Origin of the sequence: Herbaspirillum sp. SJZ106, assembly GCF_006715495.1 — a bacterium.
In the GTDB taxonomy this organism is placed as follows: domain Bacteria; phylum Pseudomonadota; class Gammaproteobacteria; order Burkholderiales; family Burkholderiaceae_D; genus Herbaspirillum.
The window spans coordinates 1,041,298-1,058,614 of sequence record NZ_VFNI01000001.1 but is presented as its reverse complement, the minus strand read 5'-3'; the positions used below and the strand labels follow the sequence as shown (position 1 = coordinate 1,058,614).

The window sequence follows — 17,317 nt, the reverse complement described above, 5'->3', positions numbered from 1 at the left end:
TGCTGCCAGGCAGGATCAGAAGCGATATTTCAGGCCGGCGCCCAGTACGTTGGCGTTCAGGTTATCTACGCTGCCGACGCGCTGGTAACGGGTGTAGGCAAGATTGGCGCTCCAGTTGCGGGTGAAGTCGTACTCATAGCCCAAGCCCAGCAGGTATCCCATGCCCGATGCGGACTGAGAACCGTCGCTGAACTGAATCCCGGAACCCGATACCTCGGCGTAACTCACACCGGCTTTCAAAAACAGACCGGGTACGCCCGCGGTCAATTTGTAGATGGCCGTGAAGTCTGCGCCGGACGCCTTGTATTTGGCGTTGTAGTTGCTGCTACCGTTGGTGCCGCTCTGCTTGAAATCCCCGGTGCCGAAGTAGCCAAGCTCCCAGGCCCAGTTAGGGGTCAGGTGATACCCCAGCGCGCCACGGATGAAACCGGCATTTTTTGTTTCGGAAGTAACCCGATGATTGGCGGGCGATGCAAGTGACGGGACATTGGCAAAACCACCGTCGACGCCGACATAGACGCCTTGGTTGGACTTGACGGCTTGCGCGGAAGCAGAGACGGAAACAGCCATTGCCAGCATGGCGCCGGCGGTCATCGATACGTATTTTTTCATGGAGAGTGACAGGGAATCTACGGAAGGTTTCAACAAGGCCGATATCGCCATGGAAGGCGACGCTGCAGCCCAGAGCTTCATCGCATGCCATGTTGAGGCTCCGATGAAGTCCGCTGCGGATCATAAGAAAGTATCTGCCGCCAAGTCCCGCGGACCCTGCAATTTCGTGGATTTCCCCATGCTTTCAAAAGAAAGCCCGCCAGTCGGATGAGACGCCTCTCAAAAACCTTTCGATTGCCTTGATCAGTTCGCCTCGGATACGAACAGTTCATGGCCGCCGGCATCCACGCTGCGGAAACGGCAACCGAAGGCCTCTCCCAGCATATCGGCGCGCATGACCTCGGCGACCTTGCCCTGGCTGGCCTGCTGTCCCAGCAACAGCACATGGCTGGCAAATCGGCGCGCAAGGTTGATGTCGTGGCAACTGGCAACCACCGCCTTGCCTTCACCGGCAAGGGAACGCAGCAACGCCATCATCTCCAGCTGGGCGGCAATGTCCTGGTGCGAGGTCGGCTCGTCCAGCAGGTAAAGCTGCGGCGCCTGCACCAGCAAGGTGGCCAGGCCCACGCGCTGGCGTTCGCCGCCGGACAGTTTGAGCAGGTCGGCCTGCGACAGATGCGCCAGCCCGACGCGCGCCAGCGCCTGCAGCGCAGCGCCGCGCGTGTCTTCCTCATCGGCCCAGCCGCCGCCACTGGGAAAACGCCCCGCCATCACGGCGTCGACCACCGGCATCGAAAACGCGTCATGCTGCTGTTGCAGCAACAAGCCGCGATGCTGCGCCATTTGCAGGGCAGACAGCGAAGACAACGGCGAACCGCACAGGAGCATATCGCCCTGCGCCGGCCGCAGCAAACCTGCCGCAACATGCAGCAGGCTGCTCTTGCCAATGCCGTTGCGGCCCAGAACACACCAGAATTCGCCCGCGCGCACCTGCCAGTCGAAATCCTCCAGCAAGCTGCGTCCCGGTACGCGCAAGGCCAGTTGCCGCGCTTGCAGCACGATGTCGCCGGCACTCACATCCGGCTCCGCGCCAACAGCCACAAGAACACCGGCACTCCGACCAGCGCCGTGATGACGCCCACCGGCAGTTGCGTCGGGGCGACCACGGTACGTGCGGCCAGGTCGGCCAGCGTCAACGCCGCGCCGCCGGCCAGCACCGATGCCGGCAGCAGCAGGCGCTGGTCGTTGCCGACCAGCAGGCGCAACGTATGGGGCACTACCAGGCCGACAAAGCCGACGGTGCCGGCCATGGCGACGGCAGCGGCGGTCGCCGCCGACGCCGCGCACAGCGTCATCACGCGCAGGCGCAAGACCGGCACGCCCAGCAGTTGGGCGAAACTGTCCCCGCGCGCCAGCAGGTTCAATGCCGGCGCATGGCGCACGGCCCACAGCAGCGCCAGCAGCAAGACCGTCGCCGCCAGCGGCAGCAGGCGAGCATCGTCCAGATCGCCGATCAGCCAGAACACCATGCCGCGCAACTGCGAATCGGGGGCGATCGACAAGGCCAGGGAAATGATGGCGCCGAAGCCGGCGGCCAGCATCACGCCCGTCAGCAACAGGCGCTGGCTCGACAGCAGCGGCGACAAGGCCAGATGCCGCAGCGACTGGCGCACCAGCCCGAACAGCAGCAGCACCGCCAGCGCGGCGCCGAGCAACGCGCCCGGCGCGGTGACCAGGCGCGGCGGCAAGCCGAACTGCAGCGCCGCCAGCATCGCCAGCAAGGCGCCCGCGGCCGATCCGCCCGACAAGCCCAGCACATACGGGTCGGCCAGCGGATTACGCAACAGCACCTGCATCAGTGCGCCGGCCAGGGCCAGCAGCGCGCCCACCGCGAAAGCGGTCAATGCGCGCGGCACCCGCAGCGACAACATCAGGGAAACGGCATCGGCCGACGCCGATGGACGCAGGCAGCCGCTGCTGCCGCACAGGGCTGCGGCCGCCAGTGCGGACACGGACAGCAGCAGCAAGGCGGATAACGGCCAGAGGTAACGTCGCATCGGCGATAGCGGTCAGGAGTGCATCATCAGAAGTCGTAACGGGCGGTGAATTTTACCGCCCGGCCATTTTCTGGATAAATGCTGCCTTGGCAGGAGAAAGCCTGCGAGTAGTAATCGCGGCCGGCCAGGTTGGTGCCGGTCAGTGCGAACTCCCAGGCATTCACCCGGATTGCATAACGCGCGTCCAAGGTGGTGTAGGACGGTATGCGCGCCGCGCAAGTATTGGAAAAGTCGCTGCCGTAGCGCTGGCTGTCGACCCAGCGCAAGCCAGCGTCGGCGCTCTGGCTTCCAGACTTCCAGTTGACCCGCGTGGACAGCATGTTGCGTGGCACCAGCGCCAATTCCTTGCCGGCATTCACGCCTTCAGTGAACTTGGCTTCGACGTGCTGGTAAGTGGCACTGACGGTGACGGCCTCGGTCACGCGCAACTTGCCCTCAAGTTCCACGCCTTGATGCTTGGTGGGATCGAGGTTGGAATTGGCCCCAAAGCCGAAGGCGCCGCCGGTCGGGTCGTAATAGATCTCGTCACGCACGCGGTGGCGGAACCACTTGGCGGTCAGTTGCCGATCCACCGAGCCCCAGGTCGCACCGATCTCCAGGTCATGCGACACCTGCGGCTTGAGGATCTGGCCAGTCGGCAGGCCGTTGAATCCGTTCTCATCGGCCGTCGCCAGGCGGTAACTCTGCCCGGTCTTGGCGAAGGCGCGCAGCGATGGCACCAATGCATAGCTGGCCTGCAAGTCCCAGGCGTTGACGCCGCTATTCATCCCGTAGACGCCCGATACGCTGCTTTGCGTGAAAATCTCGCGGCGCACCCCTGCGGCGATGCGGGCATTCTTGTCGAATTCGATCTCGTCGCGCAGGTAAAACGCCTTGGAGCGCTGGGCGGCATCGCTATTGCCATAAGAAGCGACGGTATTGAGGTTCCACTCGGCAAGATCGATCCCGGCAATCAGTTCGTTCTTGATCGGCCCGGCTTCCAGCACGTGGCGGATGCGCGGCGAAAATTGCGTGTTGCGCACATTGGTCTGCAACGTGGTGGCCGTACTGGCGTAATTGGCGCGCGCGATCTTCTCGCGGTGCGACAGTTCAGCGGCGACATCGAAGGCGCCGAAACGGCGCTCCAGGAAAGCGGTAATGCTGTCGTTGTCATACGAACCGTAATCGAACGGCGTTTTCGCCTGGCGCGGGTTGGCGTTGAACTGCGCCAGCGAGAGCCCGCCAGCCAGGCCGTAATCGGCACGCGCGATATTGGCGCGCAAGCCGAAACGCCAATCGCTGGCGAACCATTGCACCGTGGTGCTGAAATTCTCCTGGTTGGACTTGGTGTTGTCGCGCCAGCCATCGTTATGCGCCTTGGCGTAGCTGGCGTCGATCGACATGTTGTCCCAGCCGCGTGCAACAAAGGCGCGCCCGGCGCGCTGGCCGTCGGTGCCGACTTCGGCGACGACGGAGCCATGTCCGGCATTGGCCTGCGGGCGCTTGGTGATGATCTGGATGGTGCCGCCGGTGGCGCCGCTGCCGTACAGCACGCTGCTGCCGCCGCGCACGATTTCGATGCGTTCGATGGTTTCAATCGGAATCGAGGACAGCAGCGGCGTGGTCAATTCATTCTCGGAAATGCGCACGCCATCCACCAGCACCACCATGTTCTGGTCGCCGTTGCTGCCGAAGCCGCGCAAGTCCAGTGGAAAGTCGTTAGGACCGGCCGAGCTCTGGCGACCATAGACGCCACCCAGCTTGCGGATCGCCTCATTGGCATTGTCGATGCCGGCTTCGCGGATCTGCTCGGCGGTGATGACGGTGGCGGCCACCGGCGGAAATGCCGGGTCGTTCGGGAAACGCGAAGCCGACACGACCACCGGCGCCAATGCGCCGTCGGCGGCGGCATTGGCGCTGGCCTGGGCATGCGCCGGGGTGTAGCTCCATGCGGCCAACGCGGACAGGGTGAATGAAACGGCGGCGCGCATGGCGGCCGGTTGGCCGGCCGTGCGGCGCGGATTGGATTGGTATCGCTTCATGAAGGGTATCTGAATAAGAATTCTCCGGCCTGCCTCCCCGCAAGCCGGATTCCATGGAAGCCGCTGGGCGGTCTCCCCCTGTCTTGGCCGGTATCCGGGCTTCAGGCTGCGCCATCGTGCCTTCCCATGCAGCAGCTCGCGCCGCAAGCACAGTGGCTTGGAGATGGATGGCCGGCCCTGTTGCCTGATGCATCAACATCCGGGAGCCGGCGCCTGATTACCGTTGCGGGGGCAGCACACGTTATATTTTCGACAATACGGATGCGGGCATCCGATATGCGTCCATTCGTGTTTCCCGTTTAACTGCCGACGCGGACGCGCCAGCGGGCACCAAAACCGCGCAATTGTAAGCGCGATACCCACTGGCAACAAGGTCGGGTACGATCCATGATAAAAATCACGGCAAAGATTGCTTTTAAGAAAAAGCTCGTTAAAATCTGACGCGACGTCGCAAAAGAATGGAAAAATATCGCTGACTGAGCCGGGTCGAGGGGCCCCGGAGCGCCGGAGAAACGGGAACAAATGGGGGATTTCACTCGCTGTTTAGCCGATGACCCGGCTGGCGCGCGTCCTATACTCAACCATCTGCTAACGTGGGATCGGTTCGGCGACAGCCTGTGCCGCCCGACGATGCTGCCGAATCGCTGTCGTGGCCTGTGCGGCCTTCAGACTCCGATGGCTGGTGCCGATAAGCATTGGATACCCTGTCCCCAAACTGGGCCGGGCGGTTCAGGCATGCGGCTCGGCTTCAAGGGACAACCCGCTCGATCTGCCGGAGCGGGCAACATGGAAGTGCACCAAATTTGTAGGGGGAACCAGAAATCATGAGCGACGACGTTGATTTGGAAGCATTGTTCGACGAAATTTCCGCCCAGGCGCTGCCCGCGACGGTTGCCGGCGCGGCCCCTGCCGCCGCCGCAAGCGATGCGCAACCGGCCGCGGCGGAAGACCAGTCCGACAAGCCGATGTACGAGCGCCTGGGCGGCATTGTGCGCCTGCTGCACGACTCCATGCGCGAATTGGGCTACGACCGCTCGCTCACCGATGTGGCTACCCAGATCGGCGATGCGCAAAGCCGCCTTGAACATGTCGCCACCCTGACCGAACAGGCAGCCAACAAGGTGCTCAACGCCCTGGACTCGGGCATGCCGGCGCAAGACCGCCTGCAGGAGCACGCCAAGGACATCAACGACCGCTGGGCCAAGCTGTATGCGGGCCAGATGAGCATCGACGAATTCAAGCAACTGGCCGGCGATTCGCAGAAATTCTCCGCCGCCGTGCTGGAATCGACCGAAGCCGAAAAAGCCCGCATGCTGGAAATCATGATGGCCCAGGACTTCCAGGACATCACCGGCCAGTTGATCAAGAAGATTGTCGGCATCACCACCACCGCCGAACATGAACTGGCGCAGTTGTTGCGCGACAATGCGCCGCCTGAAGTGCGCGCGCAGATCGAAGCGGAAAAACCGGTTTCCCTGCTCAATGGCCCCGCCGCTCCCGGCGCCGCCATGGGCCAGAACGACGTGGACGATTTACTCGATAGCCTGGGGTTCTAATGGATGACGAAATGCTCAAGGACTTTGTCGTTGAAGCGTTGGAGCTCGCCTCCAACGTGGAAGAGCATCTGCTGACGCTCGAACGGCATCCTGACGATCTGGAAATCCTCAACGCGGTTTTCCGCGCATTCCATACCATCAAAGGCGGGGCCGGGTTCGTCAACCTGCCCGCCATGGTGTCGGCCTGCCATCTCACGGAAAACCTGTTCGACGCGCTGCGCACCGGCAAGGCGCCGGTCACGCCGCTGGCGATCGAAGCCGCGCTGCAAGCCAGCGGCTTCGTGGCCGACCAGTTGAACGAACTGTCCAACGGCGCCGCGCCCGACAGCCTGGCATCGATGCCGTCGGACCTCGAAGGCATCCTGACCCAAGCCATCGAAGGCAAGGGCAGCGCCCCTGTCGCCGCTGCCGCCGCGCCCGTCACACCCCCTGCGTCTGCGCCTGCATCGGCCTCCACCGGCGGCGCCGGGGCCAGCGTCATGAAAGACGGCCAGCTGGATTGGGAATCGATGTACCAGGCCGTGACCGGCGCCCCTGGCAGCACGCCGGCCGGCAACTCCCCGGCCGCAGCGCCGGCAGCCGGAGCCGGCGACGAGCCCCGGACTGCCGCGGCGGCGCCGGCCCAACAACCCAACCGCCGCGCCTCGGACAACGCCAAGGAAGAAAGCATCCGTATCGATGCCGGCAAGCTGGATGCGCTGCTGGAAGTGGCGGGCGAATCGGTGCAGGCGGCCAACCAGGCCGCCGTGCTGCTGGAAAAGCTGCAGCAATTCAAGTTCGAAGGCACCGCCGCCGCCTTGATGTCGACGCTGGCCGAGACGCTGGGCCGCGCCTCGCGCTACTCCAGCGAGCTGCAGCGCGCCACGCTGTCGACCCGCATGCAGCCGGTCGGCCGCCTGTTCCAGAAATTCCCGCGCCTGGTGCGCGAACTGGCCAAGGACCTCGGCAAGGATGTCGACCTGGTCATTACCGGCGCCGAAACCGAAGTCGACCGCGTGGTGGTGGACAGCCTCTACGACCCGCTGGTGCACATGCTGCGCAATTCGCTGGACCACGGCATCGAAGTCGATCGCGCCGCCGCCGGCAAGCCGAGCAAGTCGACCATCTCGCTGCACGCCTGGCAGGCCGGCAGCAGCGTCATGATCGAAGTGTTCGACGACGGCAAGGGCATGGATCCCGAAATGCTGCGCAACAAGGCGCTGGCCAAAGGCCTGATCACCGAGCACCAGGCGCTGACCACCGACGAGGCGCTGCAACTGGTGTTCCTGCCCGGCTTCTCAACCAAGGAAGTGGCGTCCAGCGTGTCCGGCCGCGGGGTCGGCATGGACGTGGTCAAGACCGCGGTGGAAAAGCATCGCGGCACCATCCGCATCGACTCCACCATCGGCAAGGGCACCAAGTTCTCGATCCGCCTGCCGATCGAACTGTCGATCATCCCGACCATGCTGGTGCGCTGCGCCGGCGCGCCGCTGGCGCTGCCGATGGCGGTGGTGGAACGCGTGGTCGAGTTGCCGGAAACCTTCGACGAAGTCGGCGGCGCGCCGGTCATGCGCGACCAGGGCCGCCCGCTGCCGGTGCATTCGCTGGCCGGCGTGCTGGGCTACGAACCGGGCAACGAGCGCGTGGGCGTGGTCATGGCGGTGCCCCATCCTTACATTCTCAGCGTGCAATCGGTGGAAGGCACGGCCGACCTAGTGATCAAGCCGCTGACGGCGATCCACACCAGCGGCATCACCGGCACGGCCCGCTCGGCCGAGGGCGAACTGGTGCTGGTGGTGGGCCTGTCCTTCCTGCTGGACGGCTGCAACGACACCGAGCGTTCGGCGGTGGCGCAGGTCTGACGGCCGATCACGCCTTGGCGGCGCCAAACAAAACGGCCGGGTCTGTACAGACCCGGCCGTTTTTCATTGGGCGGCTGGTGGCTGGCTGCCGCCGCTCCCGTCACATCTCGTCGAACAGGTCGCCCTGGCGATAGACCTTCCTGGATGCCCTGGGCGACGGCGGGCCGGCTTCCTCCGGGGGCGCGACGTGCGCATCGGCAGCGCGGGCCGACGGCGCTGCCGGCACAACCGCCGCGGATGGTTGCTCTGTTTTTGCCTCCTGCAGCTTGCGCTTTTGCGTCGGCTTGCCGGGCGCGACTTTTTTATCGGCGCTTGAGGATGGCTCAGAAGCGCCGGCAACCGGCGTTTGCGATGGGATTTGCGCTTGCGGTTCGGCCTGCGCTGCCGCTGCCCCTGCCGCTGCCAATTGCACGTCCGGTTCCTCGCTTTGCAGTACAACGGGTACGGGACCTGCAGCCTGCTGCGCAGGTACTTCCGCTTCCGGCACAACCGCCGGGACAGATACCGGCTCGGCTACCGACGTGGGCGCCGGCACAACATTGTGGGGCTTATGGGAGTAACGCTCCGACAGCGCCTCATACAACGGCGGCGCGAAGAAGCGCGATACGCGGCTGGCCAGCAAGGCGGTGGCCATCAGGGAGATCACCAACGCGTGGCCGTTGATCATTTCCATCACGATCACAAAGGAAGTGATCGGCGACTGCGTCACCGCCGCCAGATAGCCGACCATGGCCAGCGCGATCAGCACCGGCAAGGAAATGTCGCCGAACAGCATGTGCAGCAGGTTGCCGAACCCGGCGCCGATGGACAGCGATGGCGCGAAAATGCCGCCGGGGGTGCCCGGCAGGTAGGAGCCGACCATCGACGCCATCTTGGCCAGCGGATAAATGCCCGACAGTTCCTGCTGCCCGGTGAGCAGCCCCTTGGCTTCGACATAGCCGCTGCCGAAAGTAGCGCCGCCCGCGGCCACGCCGATGACCGCCACCAGCAGGCCGCACAGCGCGCCGAAAACCACCGGGCGCTGCGTGCGCATGTGCAGCAGCGGCGCCGGAATCCATTTCGGCGTATTGAGCAGCAGCCAGCAGAAGCAACCGCCGGCCCCGCCCATGAGCAGTCCGCACAGGATCACCGCCACGATCACCTCGCGCGCGCTGTCGACGCCGGTGGTGATGGTGCCGAAATAGGTGTAGTTGCCGGTCAGGCCCAGGGCCACCACGCCGGCAAAGATGATGGTGGTGATCACCACGCCGCTGGCGCGCTGCTCGAAGCTGCGCGAGAGTTCCTCGATGGCGAACACGATGCCTGCCAGCGGGGTATTGAAGGCGGCCGCCAAGCCCGCTGCGGCGCCGGCCAGGATCAGGCGCTTTTCCAGGATGGCGCTCGGGCGCGGGTAGAAGCGGCGCATGTTGTACATCAGCGCCGCCCCCACCTGCACCGTCGGGCCTTCGCGGCCGATGGTGAAACCGGAGAGGATGCCGAGGAAAGAAATGCCGATCTTGCCCAGCACGATGCGCACGGTCAGCAGTTTTTGCGCCAGCTTGGACGTGTGCTCGCCCTGCTCGGCCAGGGAGGCGATCACCTGCGGGATGCCGCTGCCTTCCGAGCCCGGGAAATACTTGCGCGTGAGCCAGACGCACAGCGCGCCCATGGCCGGCGTCAGCAGCAGCGGCAGCCAGTGGTGGCGGCTTTGCATGCCCTGGAACAGTTCGAAGCCGAGATCGATCAGGCGCGCATACATCACCGCCACCAGGCCGGTGACCACCGCTCCCGTCCACAGGATCCCGTATTGCAGCCACAGGCGGCGCAAATGACGCTGCGGCCGTGATGCGGCCGCCCATACTTTCCTCATTGGTCGATTTTCCCTGTTCTTGCCGCCGCCGTGCCCGCGGGCATGGCGGCTTACCACGCTGCCTCAGCGGATGGCCGGCGGCCTTCCGCGATTACAGCTCGTACATGTCCTTCTCGCCTTCCATCACCTGCGAGATCAGCTTGCGGTTCAGGGTGGGCGTGAGCAATTCGATGAAAGTGTAGACGTAGCCGCGCAGGTAAGCCCCCTGCTTCAGGGCCACGCGCGAGACGTTGGTGCCGAACAGATGGCCGACCGGGATCGAACGCAAGCCGCGGTCGCGTTCGGCATCGAAGGCGATGCCGGCGATGATGCCCACGCCCATGCCCAGCTCGACATAGGTCTTGATGACGTCGGCGTCGATCGCCTCCAGCACCACGTCCGGCTTGAGGTGGCGCAGCGAAAAGGCATGGTCGATCTTGCTGCGGCCGCTGAAGGCCGAATCGTAGGTGATCAGCGGATAGGCCGCGATCTCTTCCAGCGTCAGGCTCTTGGATTGCAGCAGCGGATGCTCGGGCGGCACCACCACCACGTGCTCCCACTGGTAGCACGGCAGCGAGACCAATCCCTCGCCCGAGGCCAGCGTTTCGGTGGCGATGGCGATGTCGGCCTGGTCGTTGCGAACCATCTCGGTGATCTGCTTGGGGTTTCCCTGCAGCAAGGACAGGTGCACCTTGGGGTATTTCTGGGTAAAGGCCTGCACCACCTTGGGCAGCGCATAGCGCGCCTGGGTGTGGGTGGTGGCGATGGTGAAGCTGCCGCTGTCGTGGGCGGCGAACTCCTTGCCGATGCGTTTGAGGCCATCGACTTCCTGCATGATCAGTTCCACCGAACGCAGCACGGCGCGGCCGGGCTCGGTCAGGCCGCGGATGCGCTTGCCGTGGCGGGTGAAGATATCCACGCCCAGCTCCTCTTCCAGCTCGATGATGGCCTTGGAGACGCCCGGTTGCGAGGTATACAAGGCCTTGGCCGCCTCGGTCAGGTTGAAATTCTGGCGCACCGCCTCGCGCACGAAACGGAATTGATGAAGATTCATGGAAAGCCCTCGCTGACTACCAGGCGGCCATCGCCGCTTATTTGCCGGGCGACGCGCATTCATGCGGTCAGCCGCCTCATTTGCATATGCCAAAGGCGTATATAAGCAAATAAATACTATGTAGTTTGGTTTGAAACATAAGTTTATTACGATTCGCAGACTAATGGGCGAGGTGTTATGACTGTTTCTTATGTAGTAAGCGGATTTGCCGTGGGACTGCTGGTCGGACTGACCGGCGTCGGCGGCGGCTCGCTCATGACCCCGCTCCTGACCTTGCTGTTCGGCATCCACCCCAGCGTCGCGGTCGGCACCGACCTGGCGTTCGCCTCGGCCACCAAGACCGCCGGCACCCTGGCCCACCGCTTCAAGGGCACGGTGCGCTGGGACATCGTGCGCCGCCTGTCCTACGGCGCCCTGCCCGCCGCGCTGGCGACCACCTTGCTGCTCAAGCACTTCGGCGCCGTCAGCGACGGCATCAGCCAGGTCATCCGTTATTCGATCGCCATCTCGGTCCTGCTCACCGTGATCGCGCTGCTGTTCAGGGGTAAACTGCAAGGGTGGCTCAATGCCCATCCGGAGCGCCAGTTGCAAGGCGCCGACCTGCGCCATGCGACCATCATCGCCGGCGCCGTGCTCGGTACGCTGGTGACGATCTCCTCGATCGGCGCCGGTGCGGTCGGCGCGACCCTGCTGGTGTTGCTCTACCCCCGCCTGTCGCCGGCGGAAGTCGCGGGCACCGACATCGCCTACGCGGTGCCGCTGACCGCGATCGCCGCCCTGGGCCATTGGTGGCTGGGCTCGATCAACTGGGAACTGCTGGCGACACTGCTCCTGGGTTCGCTCCCGGGCATCACACTCGGTTCGCTCGCAGCGCGCGCGGTGCCGGAGAAATTCTTGCGTGGCCTGCTGGCGATTACGCTGACGAGCGTCGCCGTGAAGCTGATTTGGTAGGCTGGTTTTTCAATGCGGGGCGGCGCCGGACGTGAAGGCGCGGCCTCAATAAGACGTTAACAGGGACTTATATAAGATGTACCGCTATGACCAATACGATCACCAGATCGTCAAAGAGCGAGTTGCACAATATCGAGACCAGGTGCGCCGGCGCCTGTCGGACGAGCTGGTAGAAGACGAGTTCCGCATCCTGCGCCTGCAGAACGGACTCTACCTGCAACGCCATGCCTACATGCTGCGCATCGCCATTCCCTACGGCATGCTGGCTTCCAACCAGTTGCGCAAGTTCGCCGAGATCGCCGTCAAGAACGACCGCGGCTACGGCCACTTCACCACCCGCCAGAACATCCAGTTCAACTGGATCAAGCTGGAAGAGTCCCCCGACATCCTGGCCGAACTGGCCAGCGTCGAGATGCATGCCATCCAGACCTCCGGCAACTGCATCCGCAACACCACCTCCGACGAGCTGGCCGGCGTGGCCGCCGACGAGATCGTCGATCCGCGCCCGTACGCCGAACTGATCCGCGAGTGGAGCACCTTCCACCCCGAGTTCGCCTACCTGCCGCGCAAGTTCAAGATCGCCATCAGCGGCGCCAGGGAAGACCGCGCCGCCACCGCCGTGCACGACATCGGCCTGCACGTGGTCAAGGACGAAGCCGGCGAAGTGGGTTTCCGCGTGCTGGTGGGCGGCGGCATGGGCCGCGCCCCCATCCTGGGCAGCGTGATCCGCGAGTTCCTGCCCTGGCGCCACGCGATGTCCTACCTGGAAGCAATCCTGCGCGTGTACAACCAATACGGCCGCCGCGACAACATCTACAAGGCCCGCATCAAGATCCTGGTCAAGGCCATCGGCCCGGAAGAGTTCGCGCGCCAGGTGGAAGAGGAATGGGCCCAGATCAAGGACGGCCCCTCGACCCTGACCGAGGAAGAACTGCAGCGCGTGGCGCAATACTTCGTGCCGCCCGCCTATGAGACCCTGCCGGCGGTGGACGCCGAGTTCGAACGCCTGAAGGCGCAAGACCGCGGCTTCGCCAACTGGCTGCAGCGCAACGTCAAGCAGCACAAGGTGCCCGGCTACGCCGCCGTAATCCTGTCGCTGAAGAAGCCGGGCGTGCCGCCGGGCGACATCACCGCCGACCAGATGAATTTCGTGGCCGACCTGGCCGACCAGTACAGCTTCGGCGAGTTGCGCGTGACGCACGAGCAGAACCTGGTGCTGGCCGACGTCAAGCAGTCCGAGCTGTACACGCTGTGGAAACTGGCCAAGTCGCACGGCCTGGCCACGCCCAACATCGGCCTGCTGACCGACATCATCTGCTGCCCCGGCGGCGACTTCTGCTCACTGGCCAACGCCAAGTCGATCCCGATCGCCCAGGCGATTGCCGAGAAGTTCGAAGACATCGACTACCAGCACGACATCGGCGACATCGAACTCAACATCTCGGGTTGCATCAACGCCTGCGGCCACCACCACGTCGGCAACATCGGCATCCTGGGCGTCGACAAGGACGGCTCCGAGTGGTACCAGGTCTCGCTGGGCGGCGCGCAGGGCAACACCTCGTCGATCGGCAAGATCATCGGCCCTTCGTTCTCGGCGCAGCAGATGCCCACCGTGATCGACCGGCTGCTGCAGGTGTACGTCAAGCAGCGCACCGAAGATGAACGCTTCATCGATACCGTGCGCCGCATCGGCGTCGCCCCTTTCAAAGAATTCGTTTATGCCACGCCGATCGCAACGTCGGCCGACTATCTCGCAGGAGAAGACGCCAATGCCTGACATCATCAAGAACAAGACCGTCGTCGCCGACGACTGGAGCGTCCTGCGCCTGGCCGAAGGCGAGAGCGCGGAAACCGTGACCGTCCCGGAAGGGAAAGTCATCGTCCCGCTCAAGACCTGGCAGGCGCAGCGCGACACGCTCAAGAACCGCCCCGATATCGGCGTCTGGCTGGCCAGCGACGAACGCGCCGAAGAACTCAAGGGCGAACTGGCCCAGTTCAAGGTGGTGGCGGTGGACTTCCCCAAGTTCGCCGACGGCCGCGGCTACTCGATCGCCTACAACCTGCGCGCGCGCCTGGGCTACACCGGCGAACTGCGCGCGGTCGGCGACGTGCTGCGCGACCAGTTGTTCTACATGCAGCGCGTGGGCTTTGACGCCTTCGCGGTGCGCGCCGACAAGAACATCCACGACGCCGTCAAGGGCCTGACCGACTTCTCCGAGAAGTACCAGACCTCGTGGGACGAGAAGAACCCGCTGTTCCGCCGCGTCAAGCGCGAGACGGTGCAGGCCGCGGACTGAAGCAAACCGCCGGCGGCCAGCGCCGCCGGCAAAATGAAGAAAGCAACATCATGTCGAATCAGGCTTTGCAGGATCTCATCGCAAAAACCCAGGCGACGCTGGAACGCATCGCGGCCGAACACGCCCCCGCCGCACTGGCTTCCAGCCTGGCGGCCGAAGACATGGTGCTGACCGACCTGATCCTGCGCGGCAAGCTGCAGGACAACATTTCCATCTTCACGCTGGAAACCGGCCGCCTGCACAAGGAAACCGTGGACATGCTGGAGCGCATCCGAGCGACCTACGATTACGACGTCACGCCGTATCGCCCGCAGCCCGAAGCGATCGAGGCCTATGTGAAGAACCACGGCCTCAACGCCTTCTACGACAGCGTCGAGCTGCGCAAGGAATGCTGCCGCATCCGCAAGATGGAGCCGCTCAACCGCGCCCTGGCCGGCAAGGCCTCGTGGGTCACCGGCCAGCGCCGCGCGCAGTCGGTCACCCGCGCCGAACTGCATGTGCAGGAGCGCGACGAAGCGCACGGCATGGAAAAATTCAACCCGCTGGCCGACTGGTCCGAACAGGACGTGTGGGACTACATCCGCGCCAACGACGTGCCCTACAACCCGCTGCACGACCAGGGCTACCCGTCGATCGGCTGCGAACCGTGCACCCGCGCCATCCAGCCCGGCGAGGACATCCGCGCCGGCCGCTGGTGGTGGGAAAACCCGGACTCCAAGGAATGCGGCCTGCACGTGGTGGACGGCAAGCTGGTGCGCATCAAGGCGCACGCGCCGGCCTGACGCCGGCGCCTCATCGGCACACAAGACAACCAAGCAACACAACAATACGCAAGCATCGGAAGGCCCGGCATGAACACTGCGGTAGACAAACTTTTTTTGGACAACGCCAGCAACCGCCACCTGGACTGGCTGGAATCGGAAGCGATCCACATCATGCGCGAGGTCGCGGCCGAGTGCGGCAATCCGGCCCTGCTGTTTTCCGGCGGCAAGGATTCGGTGGTGCTGCTGCGCATTGCCGAAAAGGCCTTCCGTCCCGGCAAATTCCCGTTCCCGCTGGTGCATATCGACACCGGCCACAACTTCCCTGAAGTGATCGAATTCCGCGACCGCCGCGCCGCCGAACTGGGCGAGCGCCTGGTGGTGCGTTCGGTGGAAGACTCGATCAAGCGCGGCACCGTGCGCCTGCGCAACCCTCAGACCGACTCGCGCAACGCCGCGCAGGCAGTGACGCTGCTGGAAACCATCGAGGAGTTCAAGTTCGACGCCTGTATCGGCGGCGCCCGGCGCGATGAAGAGAAAGCCCGCGCCAAGGAACGCATATTCTCCTTCCGCGACGAGTTCGGCCAATGGAACCCCAAGGCCCAGCGCCCCGAACTGTGGGACCTGTATAACACCCGCGTGCATCCGGGCGAGAACATGCGCGTGTTCCCGATTTCCAACTGGACCGAACTGGACGTGTGGCAGTACATCGCCCGCGAGAAGCTGGCGCTGCCGCCGATCTACTTCGCGCATGAGCGCGAAGTGATTCCGCGCAACGGCCTGCTGGTGCCGCTGACCGACCTGACCCCGGCGCGCGAAGGCGAGACCGTGGAAAGCCGCGTGGTGCGCTTCCGCACCGTGGGCGACATCTCCTGCACCTGCCCGGTGGCGTCCGACGCCGCCACGGTAGAAGCCATCATCGCCGAAACGGCGGTGACCCAGATTACCGAGCGCGGCGCCACCCGCATGGACGACCAGACGTCCGAAGCCTCGATGGAAAAACGCAAGAAAGAAGGATATTTCTGATGAACGCCGCCGCCACACAAGAACAATTGAGCAACGCCGCCAATGCGCAACCGCATGAGCGCGGCCTGCTGCGCTTCATCACCGCCGGTTCGGTGGACGACGGCAAGAGCACGCTGATCGGCCGCCTGCTGTTCGACAGCAAGGGCATCTTCGCCGACCAGCTGGACGCCATCTCGCGCGCCAAGCACAAGCGCACCGTGGGCGACACGGTCGACCTGTCGCTGCTGACCGACGGCCTGGAAGCCGAGCGCGAGCAAGGCATCACCATCGACGTGGCCTACCGCTACTTCGCCACGCCCAAGCGCAAGTTCATCATCGCCGACACCCCCGGCCACGAGCAATACACCCGCAACATGGTGACCGGCGCCTCGACCGCCGATGCCGTGATCATCCTGGTGGACGTGTCCAAGGTGAAGCTGGGCGACGATGGCTCGGTGGAGCTGCTGACCCAGACCAAGCGCCACTCGACCATCGCCCACCTGCTGCAGATCGAGCACGTGGTCGTGGCGATCAACAAGATGGACCTGGTGGACTACGACCAGACCGTGTACAACCGCATCGTCGGCGCCTACCAGGAATTCGCGCAGCAACTGGGCCTGAAGGACGTGCACGCCATCCCGCTGTCGGCGCTGGCCGGCGACAACGTGGTGACCGCCAGCGACCGGATGCCGTGGTACCAGGGCCCGACGCTGATCGAGCTGCTGGAATCGCTGTCGGTGTACGAAGACGCGCATGCCGAACCGTTCCGCTTCCCGGTGCAGCTGGTGGCGCGCCACAACGGCCATGAGGCCAACGACTTCCGCGGCTACATGGGCCGCATCGAAGCCGGCCGCGTTGCCAAGGGCGACAAGCTGGTGGTGCTGCCCGGCGGCCAAAGCGCCACCGTCAAGGACATCCAGACGCTGGACGGCTCGCTGGAATCGGCTTCGGCCGGCCAGTCGGTCACCATCCTGCTGGATGAATACCTGGATATCTCGCGCGGCGACCTGCTGGCCGCGGCCGGCCAGGCGCCGGTGGCGCTGAAGTCGGTCACCGCCGATGTCTGCTGGCTGTCCGAAGACCCGCTGGACCTGCGCCGCAAGTACTGGCTCAAGCACACCACCAAGCAAGTGGCGGCGCGCGTGGCCAAGGTCGACACCTTGCTCGACATCAACACCCAGGAACGCCGCCCGGCCGAGACGCTCAAGCTCAACGACATCGCCCGCGTGACGGTGAACGTGCAGCAACCCATCGCCGCCGACAGCTACGAAGCCATCCGCGCGACCGGCGCCTTCATCCTGATCGATGAAGTGACCCACCAGACGGTTGCCGCTGGTATGATCCGGATCGACTAAGGGCCCAACGCGCGCCCTTCCCATCGATCCGACTCAAGT

At 64.5% G+C, this 17,317-nt stretch carries 14 protein-coding genes and 1 riboswitch; of the genes, 8 read left to right on the top strand and 6 right to left on the bottom strand.

Annotated features, from left to right (window positions below; genetic code table 11):
- Nucleotides 1-15: 15 nt before the first annotated feature.
- The 4 genes from FB598_RS04620 to FB598_RS04605 form a co-directional block, all read right to left on the bottom strand.
- The gene (locus tag FB598_RS04620) at nt 16-693 is read right to left on the bottom strand and encodes a porin family protein (protein ID WP_141913198.1); all 678 of its coding nucleotides are present in this window, start codon (nt 691-693) and stop codon (nt 16-18) included.
- Nucleotides 694-855: 162 nt separating this feature from the next.
- Nucleotides 856-1,629, bottom strand: coding sequence for an ABC transporter ATP-binding protein (locus FB598_RS04615; protein ID WP_141913197.1), 774 nt, complete (start codon nt 1,627-1,629; stop codon nt 856-858).
- Nucleotides 1,626-2,609, bottom strand: a complete 984-nt coding sequence (locus tag FB598_RS04610; protein WP_141913196.1) for an iron ABC transporter permease — start codon at nt 2,607-2,609, stop codon at nt 1,626-1,628. The genes FB598_RS04615 and FB598_RS04610 overlap by 4 nt, the downstream gene beginning before the upstream one ends.
- A 26-nt stretch (nt 2,610-2,635) precedes the next feature.
- A complete protein-coding gene (locus FB598_RS04605; protein WP_255463975.1) occupies nt 2,636-4,630 on the bottom strand; it encodes a TonB-dependent receptor in 1,995 nt (664 codons plus the stop codon).
- Nucleotides 4,631-4,697: 67 nt separating this feature from the next.
- Nucleotides 4,698-4,980, bottom strand: a riboswitch (cobalamin riboswitch).
- A gap of 474 nt (nt 4,981-5,454) precedes the next feature.
- On the opposite strand from FB598_RS04605, the gene FB598_RS04600 reads away from it, so the two are divergent.
- Complete coding sequence (locus FB598_RS04600; RefSeq protein ID WP_141913195.1) at nt 5,455-6,186, top strand: protein phosphatase CheZ; 732 nt, start codon at nt 5,455-5,457, stop codon at nt 6,184-6,186.
- On the top strand, nt 6,186-8,027 hold the full coding sequence (locus FB598_RS04595) for a chemotaxis protein CheA (protein ID WP_141913194.1): 1,842 nt from the start codon (nt 6,186-6,188) through the stop codon (nt 8,025-8,027). Before FB598_RS04600 ends, FB598_RS04595 begins: the two co-directional genes overlap by 1 nt.
- A 100-nt stretch (nt 8,028-8,127) precedes the next feature.
- Here FB598_RS04595 and FB598_RS04590 read toward each other — a convergent pair whose 3' ends face one another.
- Nucleotides 8,128-9,876, bottom strand: coding sequence for a chloride channel protein (locus FB598_RS04590; RefSeq protein WP_141913193.1), 1,749 nt, complete (start codon nt 9,874-9,876; stop codon nt 8,128-8,130).
- Nucleotides 9,877-9,967: 91 nt separating this feature from the next.
- Nucleotides 9,968-10,909 (bottom strand): CysB family HTH-type transcriptional regulator, encoded by a 942-nt coding sequence (locus FB598_RS04585; RefSeq protein WP_141913192.1) that lies wholly within the window; start codon nt 10,907-10,909, stop codon nt 9,968-9,970.
- A 177-nt stretch (nt 10,910-11,086) separates the two neighbouring features.
- Between FB598_RS04585 and FB598_RS04580 the strand changes: the two genes are divergently transcribed.
- The 6 genes from FB598_RS04580 (at nt 11,087) to FB598_RS04555 (ending at nt 17,278) form a co-directional block, all read left to right on the top strand.
- Nucleotides 11,087-11,860 carry a sulfite exporter TauE/SafE family protein gene (locus FB598_RS04580; RefSeq protein ID WP_141913191.1) on the top strand — a complete coding sequence of 258 codons (774 nt, stop codon included), beginning with the start codon at nt 11,087-11,089 and terminating at the stop codon, nt 11,858-11,860.
- Between the two features lie 76 nt (nt 11,861-11,936).
- Nucleotides 11,937-13,637: a nitrite/sulfite reductase gene (locus tag FB598_RS04575; protein WP_141913190.1), complete on the top strand. Its 1,701-nt coding sequence runs from the start codon at nt 11,937-11,939 to the stop codon at nt 13,635-13,637.
- Nucleotides 13,630-14,157 carry a DUF934 domain-containing protein gene (locus FB598_RS04570; RefSeq protein ID WP_141913189.1) on the top strand — a complete coding sequence of 176 codons (528 nt, stop codon included), beginning with the start codon at nt 13,630-13,632 and terminating at the stop codon, nt 14,155-14,157. Before FB598_RS04575 ends, FB598_RS04570 begins: the two co-directional genes overlap by 8 nt.
- A 50-nt stretch (nt 14,158-14,207) precedes the next feature.
- Nucleotides 14,208-14,939: a phosphoadenylyl-sulfate reductase gene (locus FB598_RS04565; RefSeq protein WP_141913188.1), complete on the top strand. Its 732-nt coding sequence runs from the start codon at nt 14,208-14,210 to the stop codon at nt 14,937-14,939.
- A 69-nt stretch (nt 14,940-15,008) separates the two neighbouring features.
- On the top strand, nt 15,009-15,944 hold the full coding sequence (gene cysD / locus FB598_RS04560; RefSeq protein ID WP_141913187.1) for a sulfate adenylyltransferase subunit CysD: 936 nt from the start codon (nt 15,009-15,011) through the stop codon (nt 15,942-15,944).
- Complete coding sequence (locus FB598_RS04555; RefSeq protein WP_141913186.1) at nt 15,944-17,278, top strand: sulfate adenylyltransferase subunit 1; 1,335 nt, start codon at nt 15,944-15,946, stop codon at nt 17,276-17,278. The genes cysD and FB598_RS04555 overlap by 1 nt, the downstream gene beginning before the upstream one ends.
- Nucleotides 17,279-17,317: the final 39 nt, after the last annotated feature.